Annotated in this window: 15 protein-coding genes; 11 read left to right on the top strand and 4 right to left on the bottom strand. The window is 60.3% G+C overall.

Annotation, left to right across the window (positions count from 1 at the left end; genetic code table 11):
* Positions 1 to 196: 196 nt before the first annotated feature.
* From GGQ88_RS10215 to GGQ88_RS10180, 8 genes are all read left to right on the top strand, one after another.
* Positions 197 to 514: an ArsR/SmtB family transcription factor gene (locus tag GGQ88_RS10215; protein ID WP_183613060.1), complete on the top strand. Its 318-nt coding sequence runs from the start codon at positions 197 to 199 to the stop codon at positions 512 to 514.
* Positions 515 to 518: 4 nt separating this feature from the next.
* Positions 519 to 1,025 carry an arsenate reductase ArsC gene (locus GGQ88_RS10210; protein ID WP_183613059.1) on the top strand — a complete coding sequence of 169 codons (507 nt, stop codon included), beginning with the start codon at positions 519 to 521 and terminating at the stop codon, positions 1,023 to 1,025.
* A complete protein-coding gene (gene arsB, locus GGQ88_RS10205) occupies positions 1,025 to 2,092 on the top strand; it encodes an ACR3 family arsenite efflux transporter (protein ID WP_183613058.1) in 1,068 nt (355 codons plus the stop codon). The genes GGQ88_RS10210 and arsB overlap by 1 nt, the downstream gene beginning before the upstream one ends.
* A gap of 117 nt (positions 2,093 to 2,209) precedes the next feature.
* The gene (uvrA, locus tag GGQ88_RS10200; protein ID WP_183613057.1) at positions 2,210 to 5,197 is read left to right on the top strand and encodes an excinuclease ABC subunit UvrA; all 2,988 of its coding nucleotides are present in this window, start codon (positions 2,210 to 2,212) and stop codon (positions 5,195 to 5,197) included.
* Between the two features lie 871 nt (positions 5,198 to 6,068).
* A complete protein-coding gene (locus tag GGQ88_RS10195) occupies positions 6,069 to 6,848 on the top strand; it encodes a hypothetical protein (protein WP_183613056.1) in 780 nt (259 codons plus the stop codon).
* 26 nt (positions 6,849 to 6,874) lie between these two features.
* Positions 6,875 to 7,987, top strand: coding sequence for a hypothetical protein (locus tag GGQ88_RS10190; RefSeq protein WP_183613055.1), 1,113 nt, complete (start codon positions 6,875 to 6,877; stop codon positions 7,985 to 7,987).
* 1,155 nt (positions 7,988 to 9,142) lie between these two features.
* Positions 9,143 to 9,379, top strand: coding sequence for a DUF6894 family protein (locus GGQ88_RS10185; protein ID WP_183613054.1), 237 nt, complete (start codon positions 9,143 to 9,145; stop codon positions 9,377 to 9,379).
* Positions 9,380 to 9,619: 240 nt separating this feature from the next.
* Positions 9,620 to 10,042 (top strand): CHRD domain-containing protein, encoded by a 423-nt coding sequence (locus GGQ88_RS10180; RefSeq protein WP_183613053.1) that lies wholly within the window; start codon positions 9,620 to 9,622, stop codon positions 10,040 to 10,042.
* Between the two features lie 787 nt (positions 10,043 to 10,829).
* On the opposite strand, the gene GGQ88_RS10175 is transcribed toward GGQ88_RS10180, so the two are convergent.
* The gene (locus GGQ88_RS10175; RefSeq protein ID WP_183613052.1) at positions 10,830 to 12,044 is read right to left on the bottom strand and encodes an argininosuccinate synthase; all 1,215 of its coding nucleotides are present in this window, start codon (positions 12,042 to 12,044) and stop codon (positions 10,830 to 10,832) included.
* A gap of 105 nt (positions 12,045 to 12,149) precedes the next feature.
* Here GGQ88_RS10175 and GGQ88_RS10170 point away from each other — a divergent pair, with 105 nt between their 5' ends.
* On the top strand, positions 12,150 to 12,611 hold the full coding sequence (locus GGQ88_RS10170) for a hypothetical protein (protein WP_183613051.1): 462 nt from the start codon (positions 12,150 to 12,152) through the stop codon (positions 12,609 to 12,611).
* Between the two features lie 47 nt (positions 12,612 to 12,658).
* Here the strand turns inward: GGQ88_RS10170 and GGQ88_RS10165 are convergent, their stop codons facing one another.
* Both GGQ88_RS10165 and GGQ88_RS10160 read right to left on the bottom strand, forming a co-directional pair.
* Positions 12,659 to 13,960: an SAM-dependent methyltransferase gene (locus GGQ88_RS10165; protein ID WP_183613050.1), complete on the bottom strand. Its 1,302-nt coding sequence runs from the start codon at positions 13,958 to 13,960 to the stop codon at positions 12,659 to 12,661.
* A gap of 109 nt (positions 13,961 to 14,069) precedes the next feature.
* A complete protein-coding gene (locus tag GGQ88_RS10160) occupies positions 14,070 to 14,444 on the bottom strand; it encodes a glycine zipper 2TM domain-containing protein (protein WP_183613049.1) in 375 nt (124 codons plus the stop codon).
* A 246-nt stretch (positions 14,445 to 14,690) separates the two neighbouring features.
* Here GGQ88_RS10160 and GGQ88_RS10155 point away from each other — a divergent pair, with 246 nt between their 5' ends.
* Entirely contained in the window at positions 14,691 to 15,707 is a 1,017-nt protein-coding gene (locus GGQ88_RS10155) for a hypothetical protein (RefSeq protein ID WP_183613048.1), read from the top strand.
* 10 nt (positions 15,708 to 15,717) lie between these two features.
* Here the strand turns inward: GGQ88_RS10155 and GGQ88_RS10150 are convergent, their stop codons facing one another.
* A complete protein-coding gene (locus GGQ88_RS10150) occupies positions 15,718 to 17,160 on the bottom strand; it encodes a porin (protein ID WP_183613047.1) in 1,443 nt (480 codons plus the stop codon).
* A gap of 271 nt (positions 17,161 to 17,431) precedes the next feature.
* Between GGQ88_RS10150 and lepA the strand changes: the two genes are divergently transcribed.
* The gene (lepA, locus tag GGQ88_RS10145; protein ID WP_183613046.1) at positions 17,432 to 19,249 is read left to right on the top strand and encodes a translation elongation factor 4; all 1,818 of its coding nucleotides are present in this window, start codon (positions 17,432 to 17,434) and stop codon (positions 19,247 to 19,249) included.
* Positions 19,250 to 19,253 lie beyond the last annotated feature (4 nt).

Raw genomic sequence — 19,253 nt, 5'->3', positions numbered from 1 at the left:
CGATAGTCTCCAACAAATACACCCCTCGCCTGACGCACAACGCGTGAACACAAGCTTGCTCCCACCCAAAGCGCAACACTTCCCCCCTCCCGCCAGCGGGAGGGGTCGGGGGTGGGCCTATCGACAACCTGTCTCGCCTCTTGACCCCCTCTCACAATTTGATATTTCGATTAAAATCGAATCATGGGATTATGAGATGGAAGCAGATGCCATAATCCGCGCGCTCGGTGCCCTTGCGCAGGAACACAGGCTGTCTGCCTACCGCCTGCTGGTCCAGGCGGGGACTGATGGCATGCCGGCAGGGGTTCTGGCCGAAGCTGTGGGCGCTCCGGCGTCCTCGATGAGCTTTCACCTGGCCCAACTCGCCAACGCTGGTCTGGTTACGAGCCGCCGCGAAAGCCGCTCGATCATCTATTCGGCCAATTATGGCACCATGAATGCGCTGATGGGCTACCTTTCCGAAAACTGCTGCGGGGGCGTCCACTGTGCCGAACCCGTCCGTTGCGAGGCCTGATACGATGACCGACCGACCCTTCAGCGTGCTTGTCCTTTGCACCGGCAACAGCGCCCGCTCCATCCTCGCAGAAGCGATGTTTCTGACCTTGGGGAAGGGCAGGGTCGCCGCCTTCAGCGCCGGCAGCAAACCCAAGGGCCATCCCCATCCCGGCGCACTCCGCTTGCTGGCGCGCAAGGGCATTGAAACTTCGCGCTTCCGGTCGAAAAGCTGGGACGAGTTCACGGCACCGGGCGCACCCCCGATCGATCTGGCCATAACGGTTTGCGGAAACGCGGCAAACGAGGCCTGTCCGGTGTTTTTCGGTGCGCCGCTGAAGGCGCACTGGGGTCTGCCCGATCCCGCTGACGTCGAAGGCGCGGACAATATCGTCGATGCAGCGTTCGAACAGACCTGGACATGGCTGGAAATGCGCGTGCGCGCGTTCCTCGACCTTCCGTTCGAGACGATGGACCGCGCTGCGCTCACGCATGAACTCGCCCGGATCGGGCAAATGGAAGGAGCCGCCTGATGGCCACGCTTGCACTGGCACCGGAACGCCCGCGACTCTCGTTTCTCGACCGATACCTGACTGTGTGGATTTTCACGGCGATGGCCGTGGGGATTGCGCTTGGCTCATTCGTGCCGGGGGTGCCGCAAGCGCTCGGCGCGATGTCGGTCGGATCGACCAGCATCCCCATTGCCATCGGCTTGATCCTGATGATGTTCCCGCCGCTCGCCAAAGTGCGCTATGAAGAACTCGGCCAAGTCTTCCGCGACGGGCGAATCCTCGCGCTGTCATTCGTCCTGTGCTGGGTGGTCGCGCCTGCCTTCATGTTCGCGCTGGCTGCGCTGTTCCTGCCGGACAAGCCCGAATACATGACCGGGCTGGTCCTCATCGGCATTGCACCCTGCATCGCGATGGTGCTGGTGTGGAACCAGTTGGCAAAGGGCAGCCCGGAGTATGTGACGGGATTGGTCGCGTTCAACTCGCTGTTCCAGATCGTATTCTACGTGCCCTATGCGTGGTTTTACCTGACGGTCCTGCCGCCTCTGTTCGGGCTGGAGGCGCAAGTCGTCGCCATCGATTTCGGGCTGATCGCGCGGGCCGTGCTGACGTATCTCGGCGTGCCATTCCTCGCCGGCTTCCTCGCCCGCCGCATCCTGATAAAGTCGCGCGGGGCCGAATGGTATGAACACCGCTTCCTGCCTGCGATCAGCCCGATCACGCTGGTGGCGCTGCTGTTCACGATCGTAGCGATGTTCAGCCTCAAGGGCGGTGAAATCCTCGCCCTGCCGCTCGACGCATTGCGCGTAGCCCTGCCGCTGGTGCTGTTTTTCGTCGTCATGTTCGTGCTCGCCTTTGCGGGTGGTAAGGCGCTCGGCGCAGACTATCCGCGCACTGCGGCGCTGTCTTTCACCGCGGCGTCCAACAACTTCGAACTGGCGATTGCCGTGGCCATCGCCGCGTTCGGTCTGGCGTCGCCCGTCGCGTTCGCCGCCGTCATCGGCCCGCTGGTCGAAGTGCCCGTGCTGATCGCGCTGGTGAACCTCGCGCTCTGGTTCGAAAAGCACTGGTTCGTAGCTTCGCGGGCCTAGCAGGCACCCCCGACCATATTGCGTTGCGGCACCACACTCCCCACATGCGCCCATGATCGCCGGAGAGGGTAAGGCGACCCCTTGCTCAATCCGAACAAATATGGAACACCGCCGCGCATGTCTCTTAATATGATTTCCGTCCGCGGCGCTCGTGAACACAATCTCAAGGGGATCGATATCGATCTCCCGCGCGATAGCCTGATCGTCATCACGGGGCTTTCGGGCTCGGGCAAGTCGAGCCTGGCGTTCGATACGATCTACGCCGAAGGCCAGCGGCGCTACGTCGAATCGCTCTCGGCCTATGCGCGCCAATTCCTTGAAATGATGCAGAAGCCCGATGTCGAACACATCGACGGCCTGTCGCCCGCCATCTCGATCGAGCAGAAGACCACCAGCCGCAACCCGCGTTCGACCGTCGCCACCGTGACCGAGATCTACGATTACATGCGCCTGCTGTGGGCGCGCGTCGGCATCCCCTACAGCCCCGCCACCGGCCTGCCCATCGCCGCTCAGACCGTCAGCCAGATGGTCGACCGCGTGATGGCGCTGCCCGAAGGCACCCGCGCCTACCTGCTCGCGCCCGCCGTGCGCGGCCGCAAGGGCGAATACCGCCGCGAACTGCTCGAATGGCAGAAAGCCGGCTACACCCGCGTCCGCATCAATGGCGAGATGATGGCCATCGAAGACGCGCCCGCGCTCGACAAGAAGCTCAAGCACGACATCGAAGTGGTCGTCGACCGCATCGCCGTGCGCGACGGCATCCAGACGCGGCTGGCCGACAGCTTCGAACAGGCGCTGAAACTGGCCGATGGGCTGGCGTATATCGATCTGGCGGACACGACGGTTGAGGCGCTGGCCGAATCCCCCTCCCGCCTGCGGGAGGGGTTAGGGGTGGGCATGTCAACCGAGCCCACCGACAACACGCCCACCCCCGACCCCTCCCGCAAGCGGGAGGGGGGCGCAAAGTCCGGCATGAAGAAAACCGGCCTCCCGCCCAACCGCATCGTCTTCTCCGAAAAGTTCGCCTGCCCCGTCAGCGGCTTCACCATCGACGCGCTCGAACCGCGGCTGTTCTCGTTCAACGCCCCGCAAGGCGCGTGTCCCGCCTGCGATGGCCTGGGCGAGAAACTGCTGTTCGACCCGCAGCTCGTCGTCCCCAACGAAAACCTCTCGCTCAAACAGGGTGCGGTCGTGCCCTGGGCCAAGTCCAACCCGCCGTCGCCCTACTACATGCAGGTCCTCGCCAGCCTGGCCGCGCACTTCGGCTTCAAGCTCGATACGCCGTGGGACCAGCTCTCGGGCGAGGTCCAGCTGATCATCCTCTACGGCACCGGCGGCAAGCCCGTGCCCCTGACCTTTGTCGACGGCAAGAAGTCCTACACCGTCAACAAGGCGTTCGAAGGCGTGATCGGCAACCTCAACCGCCGCCTGCTGCAGACCGAATCTGCGTGGATGCGCGAGGAGCTGTCCAAGTACCAGAACCCGCAAGCGTGTGAGACCTGCCACGGCGCCCGCCTCAAACCCGAAGCGCTCAGCGTCAAGGTTGCCGGCACCGACATCTCCACCGTCACCCACCTCTCGGTCGCCGCCGCGGTCGAATGGTACGGCAATCTCGATGCCAAGCTCACCAGCCAGCAGTCGCAGATCGCCAAGGCCATTCTCAAGGAAATCAACGAACGCCTCGGCTTCCTCAACAACGTCGGCCTCGATTACCTCAACCTCGATCGCACCAGCGGCACGCTCTCGGGCGGCGAGAGCCAGCGCATCCGCCTCGCCAGCCAGATCGGCAGTGGCCTCTCGGGCGTGCTCTACGTGCTCGATGAACCCTCGATCGGCCTCCACCAGCGCGACAACGATCGCCTGCTCGTCACGCTCAAACGCCTGCGCGATCTCGGCAACACCGTCATCGTGGTCGAACATGACGAAGACGCCATCCGCACCGCCGACCACGTCGTCGATCTCGGCCCCGGCGCGGGCGTCCATGGCGGGGAAATCGTCGCGCAAGGCAAGCTGCAGGACATCCTCGACAACCCCAACAGCCTCACCGGCCAGTACCTGACCGGCGCCCGCCGGATCGAGGTTCCCAAAAAGCGCCGCAAGGGCAACGGGTTGTTCATCGGCGTCGAAGGCGCGCGCGCCAACAACCTCCAGAACGTCAGTGCGAAGATCCCGCTCGGCACCTTCACCTGCATCACCGGCGTCTCCGGCTCGGGCAAGTCGAGCTTCACCATCGACACGCTCCACGCCGTCGCCGCGCGCACGCTCAACGGCGCGCGCGTGATCGCGGGCGCGCACGATCGCGTCACCGGGCTCGAAAACTGCGACAAGGTGATCGAGATCGACCAGTCCCCCATCGGCCGCACCCCGCGCTCCAACCCCGCCACTTACACCGGCAGCTTCACCCTGATCCGTGACTGGTTCGCAGGCCTGCCCGAAAGCGCCGCGCGCGGCTACAAACCCGGCCGCTTCAGCTTCAACGTCAAGGGCGGCCGCTGCGAAAAGTGCACGGGCGATGGCCTGATCAAGATCGAGATGCACTTCCTCCCCGACGTCTACGTCACCTGCGAGGAATGCAACGGCAAACGCTACAACCGCGAAACGCTCGAGGTGAAGTTCAAGGGCCACTCCATCGCCGACGTGCTCGACATGACGATTGAGGACGCCGAGGAATTCTTCAAGGCCGTGCCCCCGATCCGCGACCGGATGCACATGCTCAACGAGGTCGGGCTGGGCTACGTCAAGGTCGGCCAGCAGGCCACCACGCTATCCGGCGGCGAGGCGCAACGCGTCAAACTCGCCAAGGAACTCGCCCGCCGCTCGACCGGCCAGACGCTCTACATCCTCGACGAGCCCACCACCGGCCTCCACTTCGAAGATGTCCGCAAGCTCCTCGAAGTGCTCCACCGCCTTGTCGAACAGGGCAACAGCGTCGTCGTGATCGAACACAACCTCGACGTGATCAAGACCGCCGACTGGATCATCGACCTCGGCCCCGAAGGCGGCGTCCGCGGCGGCGAGATCGTCGCGGCAGGCACGCCGGAAGTGGTCGCAAAGAACGCGCGGAGCTTCACGGGGCACTATCTGGCACCGTTGCTGGTGCGGTGAGGGGCGTGGGGGGATGCCGACTTCCCTCTCCTTTCCATCGTTCCACCCAATTCCCGTCTTCCCACCCACATTTCCGTCTTCCCGGGCTTGACCCGGGATGAGGCTTTTCTTCGGACGCACAATGCGGAGGCACCCCAAGCTGTAGAAAGCAAGAAGGGTTGTTTTGCGTGGAGGCGCAGAGGCGCGGAGAAGGTCTTAAGGGATTTTCGCGCAAAGGCGCAGAGACACGAAGGGGAAGGCGCGAAGGGAATGCGCCAAGCCATCGGTAAGGTGTTCAACCCAACGGCCCAATTGCGAGGGGGCCACCGAAGGTGGTGGAGGGACACTCACCCCAAAACGCAACCCCTATCAATCTTTGAAGCGACGCTTCCGGTCTAATGGCAATCGATAATCAGTCATTGGCAATCCGTTCCGATCCGGCCGCGAAGCCGGTGTCCACGGCGGCAAGATCGATGCGGGGGGCACGCCGGAAGTCGTGGCGAGGAACGCAAAGAGCTTCAAAGGACACAATATGGCGCCGCTGCTAGTTAGGTAGCCAGCGTCTAATCCGTGTTGCGTTCCTTCACACTCGTCACACCGGACCTTGCAAGGAATAAGGCTGGCAAATGATCTGCGAGCGTGAGGCGCTTCAGTCAAAGTCGCGTAGGTGCAAACCAATAGACTGTATCACTTCCGCCGTATTTACCGCTTTCTGTGTCGCTACATGCATGGCGCGAAAGTTATACGACCCAATTTCACAAATTCTGTGACCACAAGTTTAGTTTGCCATCTCCAACGCCATCGTCTCCCAAAATTCTAAAGATTTTCATTGCAATTTTTGCGTAATCGACCTTATCTTCGAATATAAAATGCGTAACTAGAGGCGAATCCTATGCCAAATGCACTCGAACGATTTCTTTCGCGAAATACTGTGGAGCAGGCGGCGGAAATGCCAGTTTTTCACACCACGAGAGCCTACTATGCGAAAAAGATACTGATAGAAGGCGCAATTAAGCCAAGAAGATGTGAAGTATTCAGAGGGGAAGATCTTACATATTTATTCTATGGCAGGCCTTCTTATAAAATGCCAGAAGATATGGCCATAGCTAAATATTGGCAACTTCCATCAGTATTTATATTTGAATCAGATGTCGTTGATTACAAAAGGATATTTCCATTCGATACTGGCGCTTTTAAGGGCGGGTTATACCCTCAATTTTTCGGAATGATGCCGCTGAGTGAATATGAATTAAATGGAAATCAAGATTATCCGAGAAAAATAGTCTCAGCCTTTTTTGCGACCACAGAGAAATTCTTTAAGCTTAAGCCGCGAAAATTGAACGAGTTCGAGGAGGAGTTTGAGGTCACCGCAACTGACGAAGAGATTAAGGCTTTGTATGATCTAATTGAGCATAATGATGGAAAGGTTGATGATCGACGATTTTCCATTGAACTGCAAACAGAGAATGAAGTTCTCATGTCGTCCGGAAAATGCAAAGCCATAATAATTCCAGAGGAGTATCTGGAAAATACAGAATTGATTGAAAAAGTGGAATCACAAGGGATCGAAGTGATGTCGTATCCTTCTCTTCCGCTCAAACAAGAAATGTACTACTATGCGATATATAACGTAGTATATGAACTGTATAAGGGATGGGGGTTGGCAAGATGATTTACAAATGCAATTCATTTTTGTCAGTGTCTAGTTCAGGAAACGGTGTATTGTATCCGATATATATGAAGTCTGGTGGAAATGTCCCATATGTACAGGAGATGGACAAATCCGGAAACATTACTGACTTCATAGAATTCTTAGATTTAGAGAACTTTAATATTTATTATTGCGAGGAGGTATACCAACGGTCCATCGCAAGCAACTGTTTGTTTGCAATAATGGTTGGTTCAGTTTTGCAAGTCTTCGACTTTAGTGAGGCTAATAAGCTAATTAGGTACGGAGAATTAAAAGACAAATTTGATGAATTGCCACCTTTGACAAGGTTGGGTTTGTCAAGAATTGCGGCGCTACCAAACTCCAGTCATCTTGAAATCCATCAGCAGTATTTAGACAGCTGCAAATTAAAATCTAACATTTCTGCGATGAGAAAAGCTGAGATCCGCCTCGTGAGTTCGCAAGGAAAGTGGTGGGAGGGAGTTTTTGAAAGAGAATTCGGTCACTCCGAAGATGTGTCTAGTTTGCATAAGGCGGATCGAGAAGAAATAATCAATTGGTTATTTGAAAACGATGTATCGTTAAGTTGGAAGATTGTTGTTGAAAAGCTCCTTCGAAGGGTTTTGTTCGACGAGAGAATATCGGATTTGTTGTTCAAATTTGTCTCCTCAATGGATGATATGGAGGAGTATGATAGCACTGCGAAACAAATCGTTGGGCGCGGCCTTGAGTTATATATTAGAAATCCGAAATACGGTGGTGATTTCGAAGATGTTATGATTGATAAAATATTTGACGGGACATTTTTTTACTTAGGAACATCGTTAAGTGCGGCAGTTATGGAGGAGTTCCTTTTTATTCTTATAAAAGGTAAGGAGGAAGTTGGCGAGCATTTTGCACTGATTGATTCTCTGATAGATTATTTAGATAGTGACGTAATTATCCCAAGAATAGTCAATGTTATTATGAATGTTCTATTTGAATTTGACCTAACAGAATATTACGGAGATAAATCGTTTTACGAGGGTCTCAATAGAATTGAGCGCCTCGTTGAGGCCTTTAAAGAAGCTCCGTCCGTCGGATTGTATCTTAGAGAGGGTGATGTTAGATCATATTTACAAGCGGCTGCCAACAATGGCTAGAGAGATCAGTGGAAGCGTGACTAATTACTTCAAAGATAGCCCAACGCCCTAAGTAGAGCTTTAGGTAGACCAGACCCGGAAAGACGAGTGGATAGGGCGCGAAAGGATTCAAGACCTTCAAGACCCGGCGTGAACCGGTCACCCTCGAAGACCTCGGCGCGCGCATTGCGCGGCGCGCGGCGGAGCTTGGCGGCGTAGACGTGCCCCGCCACCGGCACCCGCCGCACCGCCTCCAAGCGCGCGCTGCTCAAGGCTATCGAGGATCTCGGCGGGAAGTGGTGAGGGCGCCTGCTCCCGCGCGCCGCTAGCGCGCACTGCGCAGCGCCCAGCCACCCGGAACACCCCCTTCGCGGCTTCCCCTTTGCTTGCTTGCGCCTTCGCGCGAACATCCCTTGAAACCTTCTCCGCGCCCCCGCGTCTCCGCGCAAACCACGCCTCAAAACCGCCCAAAATCCCGAACCACCTTCGCCTCACCCGTCCCCCCAGCAAAGCCTCATCCCGGGTCAGGCCCGGGACGACGGAAAGGGAGGGGGTTAGCGAGCGCTACACCCTCCACCCCGTCACCCCGGCGCAGGCCAGGGCCTATCCCGCTCTCCCCGGTCGCCTGCCCATCGAAGGTGCGCGCGTCACGGCAGTCTGTGCGCAAGGGTGATCGCGATGGACCCCGGCCTGCGCCGGGCCGACGAGGGCAGGGGTCAGGATGCCGACGCGCGGGCGAGGACGCACGACGGAACGGGTGAGGGGAGCGCGCGCCCACAACCAACCCCACATAAGACCCCAGCCGCGCTCGAACACTCCAATAATGGTCCGCGCCCCCACGCGAATGCCATCCCGTCCCCGCAACAAGGGGACGGTGCCGGTGTTAGCCGAGATCGAACGCCGCCGCCGCTTGATCGCGCGGGGCTTGCGCCTTCGCCCGAGGTGGCCGAGGGGCTCCGCCACCTCGCCCTGCTCCACCGCATCCGCCTGCAGGTTCTGCGATGCACCGCAGACGAGGCTGCCTGCGACCGCGTCAGCCAACTCTGGCGCCGGCCGCCGCGATGCCAGCTTGCCCGCGACCGGGCTCAGGGACGGGAACGGGCCAAACCCGCAGTAGTTAGGTAACCTGCGGAAAAGCCTTCGGAATGATCCGGTTGACCTGACAGGAAAGCGCGCGTGCCGAGATATTTCTTCCACACCCGGGACGGGCGCGATCACCCCGATCACGAAGGCGTCGAACTTGCCAACGATGCCGCCGCCCGGCTCTATGCTGTCCGCTATGCCGGCGAAGTCCTGATATCGGAACCCGAGGCGCTGGCGAGGGGGCACAAGCTCGACGTGCAGGTCGTCGACGAGCGGGGTGAGGCGCTGTTTGCGATCCATTCGGTGGTGTCCGGCGGCCTCAGTTCCTGATCGGTCGGGCCGACGATCCGCTGCCGCTGCGCAGGCCCCTGCCATCGCGCGTGAAAACGGGCGTGTCTGGCGCTCTCCAGCCGGTACCTCCCCGGTATCTACCCCCTATCTACCCTGTTTCTCGATTGCGTGCGTTCGGGCGCTCAACAAGGCAATTCCCGTTGCCGGGCGCGGGGTGTAAACTCGTTGCCGCGCCGGGGAGTCGCGAGGGTTTCCGGTTGGCACAAGGGAGAGCAAGCCATGAAGAAATCAGCATATCTTGCCGCGTTGGTCGCCGCCGCCGCGCTCGCGTCACCCGCGCTGGCAAAGCCCGCGACGCTCACCGCAACGCTCACCGGCGCAGCGCAGACAGGGGGTGGCGACGCGGATGGCACGGGTGGTTTCAAGGTCGATGCGGACGACGAAACCGGCGACTTCTGCTTCACGCTTTGGGCAGAAAAGATAACGAAACCAACGATGTCGCACGTCCATGTCGGCGCGGCCGGTGCGGACGGCAAACCCATCGCCACTATTGAAGTCACCGGCAAGGAAAGCGACGATTGCATCGCGATGGAACCGTCTCTTATCAAAGAGATAGTCGCCAATCCTGCGGGCTATTATGTCAACGTCCACACCGCCGATTTCCCGAACGGCGCGGTGCGCGGCCAGCTCGAGAAAAAGTAACGCGCACCAGCACGCGTCCTTGCGCGCGCGGCGAAGTAACCCAGATATACGCCGTATTTTCAGTAACTTGGATCGGGCGGCAAATGGGGGCCAGCATCGCTGCCGGCCCCCACTCCACGTCCACGCTGCTGCCGGAAAGAACAACCGGCGCGCTGTCGTTGCGGCTATCAGGACGCCGTTCGGGGCGCGAAGCCCCTGGGCTGCTGCCGATCCGTGCGTCTGCCCGGGTCTGCCGCGCTCCATCCTGCCGCCCGCTCGGCACGCCAGCTAACGCATTGCGCCAGCTTGCTATTCTGTCACCGCTCCGGCCACTCGCGAGACCGTTGCGGCTGGCCAGCCGTGGGCGTTTCCTCCTCGTCGCAGCCCCGCTCCCGATCCGCTTTCACGGCGTCGGACGGCCTCCTGCGAAGAAGAGGTTGTGGAATGCGCGCACGTTTCCTCGCCATTTGTCCGCGCCGGATGGAGGTAAAAGCCCTCGCCGCGCGGCTTGATGGAGAGGGCCATCCGGCACCCCGTTTCCGATCAAAAACGGTTGCAGGTTCGCGCATTGGCAGGCGCTCGAAAACGCCGGCGAATGGTTACGCTGCATACTATCCTTGCTCGTATCGTAATGCAGTAAATCGTTTAAAATCAACAGCTTGCGCGGCTAACTTGCGACGGGTTCCTGCATCGGACAAGCAAAAGCTGCGCCTCGCAGACGAGTCGCGCAAGCGAAAAATGCGCGAGTTATCCACAACCCGCGCATTGTCCGGTGGATAGTTTTCGGAACGCGCCAAAGCGCGCCGGATCAGCGTCCCTGCTGCGCCAACAACCGCAAGCGCAAGGCATTGAGTTTTATGAAACCCGCCGCATCCTTCTGGTCGTAAGCACCGGCATCGTCCTCGAACGTGACGTGGCGTTCGGAGTAAAGGCTATCGGGTGACTTGCGCCCGACCACCGTAGCGCTGCCCTTGTAAAGCTTGAGGCGGACGGTGCCGTTGACGCGCGCCTGGCTGTGATCGATCGCGGCCTGCAGCATTTCCCGCTCGGGAGCGAACCAAAAACCGTTATAAATCAATTCGGCATACTTCGGCATGAGTTCGTCCTTGAGGTGCGCGGCACCCCGGTCGAGCGTGATGCTTTCGATGCCGCGATGGGCACGCGCGTAGATCTCGCCGCCGGGCGTCTCGTACATGCCGCGGCTCTTCATCCCGACGAAGCGGTTCTCGACCAGATCCAGTCGACCGATGCCGTGTTTGCGACCCAAGTCGTTGAGCGCGGCCAACAATGTGGCGGGCGACATCGCCTGACCATTGAGCGCGATGCCATCGCCGCGCTCGAAATCGACGGTGATGTATTCGGGCGTATCGGGCGCGTCCTCGGGATTGACGGTGCGCGAATAGACGTAATCCGGAACTTCGGCCCAGGGATCCTCAAGCACCTTGCCCTCGGACGAGGTGTGCAAGAGGTTGGCGTCGGTCGAGAACGGGCTCTCGCCACGCTTGTCCTTGGGGACGGGGATCTGGTGCGCTTCGGCCCAGGCGATCAGCGCAGTGCGGCTTGTCAGGTCCCATTCGCGCCACGGGGCGATGACCTTGATCCCGGGTTCGAGCGCATAGGCCGACAGCTCGAAGCGGACCTGGTCGTTGCCCTTGCCGGTGGCGCCGTGCGCGACCGCGTCCGCACCGGTTTCGCGAGCGATTTCAATGAGACGCTTGGAGATCAGCGGGCGAGCGATCGAGGTGCCGAGCAGGTAATCGCCTTCGTAGCGGGCGTTGGCACGCATCATCGGGAAGACGAAGTCGCGCACGAACTCCTCGCGCAGGTCGTCGATGTAGATGTTCTCGGGCTTCACGCCCATCAGCACAGCCTTGGCGCGCGCGGGCTCAAGCTCTTCGCCCTGTCCGAGGTCGGCAGTGAAGGTCACTACCTCGCAGCCATACGTGACCTGCAGCCACTTGAGGATGACGGAGGTGTCGAGGCCGCCGGAATAGGCGAGGACGACCTTCTTGATATCGGACATGGGCGTAACGACTCCCGAGAAACAGCGCGCCGCGCGCCTAACAGGCGGGGTCAAACATCGCAACCTTTGGCGGGGTTGCCGGTGCGATTGGCCTCTCTGCGGTCAATGGCTGACGACTACGTAAAACTACTATGTATGTCGCACAGTCAATATCAACCACAGTCGGTCACACATGCCGACATGCTCATCCGACGCGACACCACGCACACGTTGACCCAATGCTGGTATTCGCGAACTCATGTGCCAGCGAGCCGCAAGGAGTTGTGGGCGGACGGTTATCACCACTCGCAGTGCCGCTATTGCGAACGGCCGATCAAATCGCTTGGCAAGAAATCGTGGGTTCTGGCTGACGGCATCGACCTCGATGATCTTGCCGATCGCGCCGGAACCCGCTTCATCTGTGTTACAAGCGACGCGGACGGCATGATTGTTGCTCGGCATCTGCTTCCGAGCGACTGGGACGAGGCGACGGTACAGGCCCGGTTGGCGCAAGTCGTGGCAGATTGCGCCACGCTGGACCCGACCGGCGGTCTGAGCGTCCGGATGATCGGCGGACATCCGCACTAGAATCGCACGCCCGCGACAATAGGGCGCGCTTGCTCAACTCAAGAGAATTACCGCTGTTGTCCGAAGGCCACGCGGGGCACCTTGTCCTCGCTTGCCAGGTGCCAGCGTGGCGCTTCGTCCAGACCGGACAGGCGAGCAGCTTCGGTCTGGATATAGTCGCGCGTCATCGGCAAGGCGCTGCGTTGCTTTACGGTCTGAATGTGGAAGTTGACCATCTTGCCGTGGCGAAAACTCTGCTCGGCACCAGCAAGGTAGAACTGCCACATCCGGAACAGGCGCTCGTCGTAGAGCGCGACGATTTCGTCGCGGTGGATAGTCGTGCGGCGGTACCATTCCGCCAGAGTATAGGCGTAGTGATAGCGCAGGACCTCAACGTCGCCGACTTCCCAGCCGGTTTTTTCGAGCGCGGCGACCAGTTCGCTCATCGCCGGGATGTAGCCACCCGGGAAGATATACTTGCGCGTCCACTTGTCGGTCGTGCCCGGCGGGCCGGTGCGCCCGATGGTATGCGTCAACATGATACCTTCGGGCGCGAGCAGCTCGTTGGTCTTGGCGAAGTATTCGCGGAAGTGCAGCGCTCCGACATGCTCGATCATTCCGACGCTGGTGATGCGGTCGAAAGTCCCGGTAACATCGCGATAGTCGATCAGTTCGAAGCGCACCTTGTCGGCGACGCCTGCTGCCTGTGCGCGCTCGTTGGCGAATTTTACCTGATCCGGCGCGAGGCTGACGCCCAGTACCTCGCAGCCAAAGTGGCGATTGAGATAGAGAGCCAGTCCGCCCCAGCCGCAGCCGATGTCGAGCACACGCAGGTCCGATGCTGCACCGGGTTCCAGCCGCAGCTTGGCGGCGATCAACGCCTTTTTGTCGACTTGTGCGCGTTCCAGCGTGTTTGCCGGATCGCGGAAGTAAGCCATTGTATATTGTCGGTCCTCGTCGAGGAACATTTCGTAGAACTGGCGTGACAGGTCGTAGTGGTGCACGACGTTCTTTGAAGCCCGCGCACGTTCATTGATCTGATCGGCTTTGGCGATCAGGTTGCCAACGGCACGGCGCACCGCGCCCTTGCGATCAAGCCCGCCCGATGACTGGGCGTTGTCCATGATCAGCAAGATGAAATCGCGGATGTCGTGCGGCGGTTCGACGACCAGCCGACCGTCCATGTACGCTTCGCCCGCGCCGACGCGCGGGTCGCGGGCAATGTGCAGCGCGGCACCCCTGTCGGTCAGGCGGATGGTGAGAGGCGGGCTTGTTCCGGCACCGTACGTGTAGTGGCGCCCATCATGATCGATGACGATCAGAGGGCCCTTGCGAACGAGTCGCTTCAGAATCTTGTCGAGCAACCACATGGGATCAGATTATTCGCTGGCCACTTTGTCGCAAGGGGCATTCGGCAGAATGACTCGAAACAAGGCGGGGCATTGCTGCCCCGCCTTGCGTGATATCTGACTGGCTGGATTAGCGGCAGCGAGCACTGCTGCGATCGATCTCGCGACCCAGCAGACCACCGCCAACCGCGCCCAGCACGGTACCGAGCGTACGATCGCCGCGGGTGTCGACCGTGCGGCCTAGCAGGGCACCACCGGCTGCACCGATAATCAAACCGGTCGTGCCGTTGCTGCGCTTGCAATAGTAGCGACCGTCATTGCCACGCCACACGCGGTCGTTGCTGCTGAGGCGGCGAGGTTCGGCATAGCGTCCGCGGCTGTCATACATCGACCGCTCCTTGGCGCGCTTGCCATGGGCAGGTGCCCAGTGCGGGGGATCGGCGAAAGCCGGCGCCGAGGGCAAGACGATGGCGGCGAGGGCCGCTGCGATAATGGTCTTCTTCATGAGACGCTCCCTTGAGCTTGAATTCTTGCAAGTCCCGCCGATTGCGGGATCTGCCAGCACAACGGCAAGCATCGTCGAATGATCCACAACGCCAGATGAACGGTTAAAAATCATGTTAAAGTCGCGATGAAGCGAGCCGCCGACGCGCCGGAGTGATAAGTTGCGCAGGAAAGAATCCGTTTTCCTACACGAACCAACATGGTTATCTGATGCGGTCGATTGTTCCCAAACCGCATGGAGATATCGATGCCTAATCCTCCGATCAGCTTTCCCGCCCGGTTCACTCCGGTCAATGCCATCGCCTATGTCGATTCAACAGGCGGCACCGAGCCAGTCACTCCGGCCACGCCGCTGCCGGTGACGCTGGGAAGCGGCACCGATAATCTGGAGGCGGGCGGATTGCCTATCACCGGCACGGTCATGCCTTCGGGCGGCCTGGGCCTAACCGGCTGGCTTTCGGCGATTTACCGGTCCTGCATCAATGCCTTGCCTGCGGGGACGAACCATATCGGGAACGTCTTTGTGGATGATGTCCCTGATGCGCTGACGATCAGCGGAAGTGCTACGTCTGCCGCCACTGTCGTGTCGAGTTCGACTGCAGGCTTCAGTGGTGGCTCGTTCCAGGTGGTCTCGTCCGGCTCTGCCTGCACCATCACTTACGAGCAATCCAACGATGGAGTGACCTGGTCGAACCTCCCGGTGATCATCGCACAGACCCCCACTACCGTGCCTGCTGCAACGTCCACGTCTACGGGGATGTATGCGTTCATCACGTGCGCCGCGAACGTACGCGCGCGCGTCAGCACTTACGGCAGTGGGACCGTCAGCGTTGCCCTCACGCTGAAACGCCGGACGATCAATGCCTCGGCGGGATCACTTACGGCAAGCTCTGCGGCCATTGGCTCGGTAACCGTGTCGGGTGTCGTCAATACGAACTCCGCTTACACCGACAGCACGACCGCATTGGCAGCCGCTGGCACCTTCACGGGAACCGGCCGCCCGTCCACGCTTTCGCAGTATTCCTTCTTCACCGCGACCGCATTTGCCGACACGGCGGGCACGTTGTTCATCGATCAGTCGCTCGACACGGGGGCGACTTACCAGCCGATCGCATCTGTTGCTGTGCCCGCAAACACCGGCCAGCAGTTGACGGCTCGCGTTACCGGAAGTTACTCGTCAGCGACGCTATATCGGGTCCGTTACGTAAACGGTGCGACCGCTCAGGGGACCTTCCGGATATCGAGCGCGTCTTCGGCGCGCTGATCCGCCGTAATCAGTAGTTCCACTGCACTTGCGCGCGGACCAGGTCGCCTTTGGCACGACCGGTCCGCCGCTCGTCGGCCTCGGTGCGGCTGACGTTGGCGTAATTGAGGGTGACCTCCAACTCCTTGAGCGGAAGCCACTCCACGCCGATCTCATATTCTTCCGTCTCGAGCCGCGGCGCGTTCGTGGCGACCTTCCACCCGCCGCGATAGGTCTGGTAGCGCGCGAACGGGATGATCTGCCCGATCGGGGTCTTGGGCACGCGAACCATCGCCATGACATAGCCGCCGCTTGAATCCTTGGCTTTGATCGTGCCTGTGGCGCGGTCGAACTCGGGCGTCCGGCCCCAGGTCCATTCGGCCTGGATGCCGAACGGCTTGGGATAGATCATCGCGTGAGCGCCGACGTGGTTGTCGTCGTAGTCGACCGCCGAGACGCCGCCTGATCGGATTTCCGGGCGGAACTTGTTGAGGATCCCCGAGGCACCGAATTCGGCCACCTGACCTTCGAACATGCCGCCAAGCCCGTCGAGCCGGAATGGCATCGTCGCCATCGCCACCGTCATGTAGCTGCCGTTGCGTTCGATGCGGTTGGTGCCCTGGCCGTTATAGACGCCGACGCCCAATGCGCCGTAATTTCCGAACAACTTCTGGCCGTCATGCGTCAGTTCGTCCCAGATCGCCTGAATCTTGGACGGTGTGTAATAGGCAACGACACCGATATCGCGCTCGCCGGGGACCGGGGAGTTGATAGCGTCCGTCCGGTCGAGCGGCACGCGGTTCGAAGAGGACTGCAGGTTCTCCCAGCCGAAGGGGACCTTCGATTGGCCCAGCCGAAGCTTCAGCGTCTTGGCCTTGTCGAGGTAGACGTCGGCGTAGGCGTCGCGCCTCTGGAAGAAGTTCTGGCGCGGCTCGCTGCCCGACTGATTGCTGACCGCCGCCGAGAGATCCCCCTGAAGGTAGAGCGACACGCGGTTCGAAATGTCGCCCTGAACGACGAGGCGCGCGCGGCGGATCGAGAGGTTGCCGTTCTCGTTGATCCCCGAATCCTGCACCGAGCGCAGGCGCGAACGACCGGCGGGTGCAGTCTTGTCGCCCGAAATGATCTCGTTCATCCGCAACTGGGTATAGCCGCGAAGCTGCAGCTTTTCGTACCAAGCCTTCTTCTTCTCAGGCGCTGAGACCGGGGCGGGGGCCGCAACTGCTGCCATCTGCACCGGCTGGGGCGTTGTTGCGGCAGGCGCGCTGGTCGCAGGTGTTTGGGCGATCACAACGGGCGCTGCACCATGCGCGGCCTGCATCGCGCGAACCATCGCCTTGAGTTCATCGACTTGACGCTGGAGATCGGCGATCTTGGCATCCTGAGCCTGCGGAGCAGCCTGCGCCTGCGCCACACCAGCCGCGCTGATGAAGACCGTTGCTGCCAATGCGGCGCGGAATGCCTTGCCCGTCATGCCCGAAGAATCTCCAAACCCTGTGTCGAGCCCGCCGCTAATCGGTCAAAATGACGGCTGTGTGACAGTGGATTGACGCGTCAAAGCGCCGCGCGAAACGGATCTGCGTCATCAAGATCCTGAAAAGACGGCGAAACATGCTATGTTACAGTTTGACATCAAGCATCACAAAAATGTCGCGGAACTGAAAATATTGCGGTGCCAGTCAGATTCCACGCTGCAACGCTTGCCCATCGTGACTTGGGCTCGCGTACCTGCTAACGGCGCGGCCATGACCGACCTCGCGCTGATCCGCAATTTCTCCATCATTGCCCACATCGACCATGGCAAATCGACGCTGGCCGACCGCCTGATCCAGTTCACGGGCGGGTTGTCCGCGCGCGAAATGTCCGAGCAGGTGCTCGACAACATGGACATTGAGCGTGAGCGCGGGATCACGATCAAGGCGCAGACCGTGCGGCTGGAATATCCCGCCAAGGACGGCAAGACCTATCAGCTCAACCTGATGGACACGCCCGGCCACGTCGACTTCGCCTACGAAGTCAGCCGCAGCCTTGCCGCGTGCGAGGGCGCGCTGCTGGTGGTCGACGCGGCTCAGGGCGTCGAGGCGCAGACGCTCGCCAACGTCTATCAGTCGATCGAGCATGACCACGAGATCGTGCCCGTCATCAACAAGATTGATCTCCCCGCTGCCGAGCCCGAAAAGGTCAAGGCCGAGATCGAGGATGTGATCGGCATCGACGCCAGCAATGCGGTGCTGACAAGCGCCAAGTCGGGCATCGGCATCGAGGAAGTGCTCGACGCGATTGTCGAACGCATCCCCCCGCCGGGCGGCGATCGCGATGCGCCGCTGACCGCAATGCTGGTGGACAGCTGGTACGATCAGTACCTCGGCGTCGTCATCCTCGTACGCGTGATCAACGGCGTGATCCGCAAGGGGCTGCAGGTCAAGTTCATGGCTGGCGGCACCGAACATCTTATCGATCGCGTCGGCTGCATGCGCCCCAAGATCGAGACGCTCGATGAGCTTGGTCCGGGCGAGATCGGCTTCATCACCGCGCAGATCAAGGAAGTGGCGCAGGCTCGCGTCGGCGACACGATCACGACGGTCAAGAATGGCGCGACCAAGGCGCTGCCCGGCTTCAAGGAAGTACAGCCGGTCGTGTTCTGCGGTATCTTCCCGGTCGATGCCGCCGAGTTCGAGAAGCTGCGCGAGAGCATCAGCCGCCTGCGCCTGAACGACGCCAGCTTCAGCTTCGAGATGGAATCGAGCGCGGCGCTGGGCTTCGGCTTCCGTTGCGGGTTCCTTGGCCTGCTGCATCTGGAGATCATCCAGGAGCGCCTGACCCGCGAATACGATCTGGATCTGATCACGACCGCGCCTTCGGTCGTCTACCGCATCCAGCTCAACAAGAGCCGCACCGATGATGCGCGCGAGCTGATGCTGCACAACCCGGCGGATTATCCCGATCCCAGTCGCATCGCACAGATTGACGAACCTTGGATCAAGGGCACGATTTACACGCCCGACGAGTACCTCGGATCGATCTTGAAATTGTGCCAGGACCGGCGCGGCATTCAGACCGGACTGACCTATGTCGGCGGTCGTGCGCAAGTAACTTACGAACTGCCGCTCAACGAAGTGGTGTTCGATTTCTACGACCGCCTGAAGAGCATCAGCCGCGGCTACGCCAGCTTCGATTACGAACAGATCGGGCTGCGCGAGGGCGACCTCGTCAAGATGAGCATCATGGTGAATAACGAGCCGGTCGATGCGCTGTCGATGATCGTCCATCGCGGCGTCGCCGAAACGCGCGGTCGGCACATGTGCGAACGGCTGAAGGACCTGATCCCGCGCCACCTGTTCAAGATCCCGGTGCAGGCCGCGATCGGCGGCAAGGTCATCGCGCGCGAAACCATCGCCGCAATGCGCAAGGACGTCACCGCCAAATGCTATGGCGGCGACATCAGCCGCAAGAAAAAGCTTCTGGAAAAGCAGAAGAAGGGCAAGGCAAGGATGCGCGAATACGGCAACGTCAGCATTCCGCAGGAAGCGTTTATTGCGGCACTGCGGATGGGTGAGGAGTAGGGCA

The organism is Novosphingobium hassiacum (assembly GCF_014196055.1).
In the GTDB taxonomy this organism is placed as follows: Bacteria; Pseudomonadota; Alphaproteobacteria; order Sphingomonadales; family Sphingomonadaceae; genus Novosphingobium; species Novosphingobium hassiacum.
Note: the sequence above shows the minus strand (reverse complement) of the source record. Positions and strands in the feature narration are given on the sequence as shown.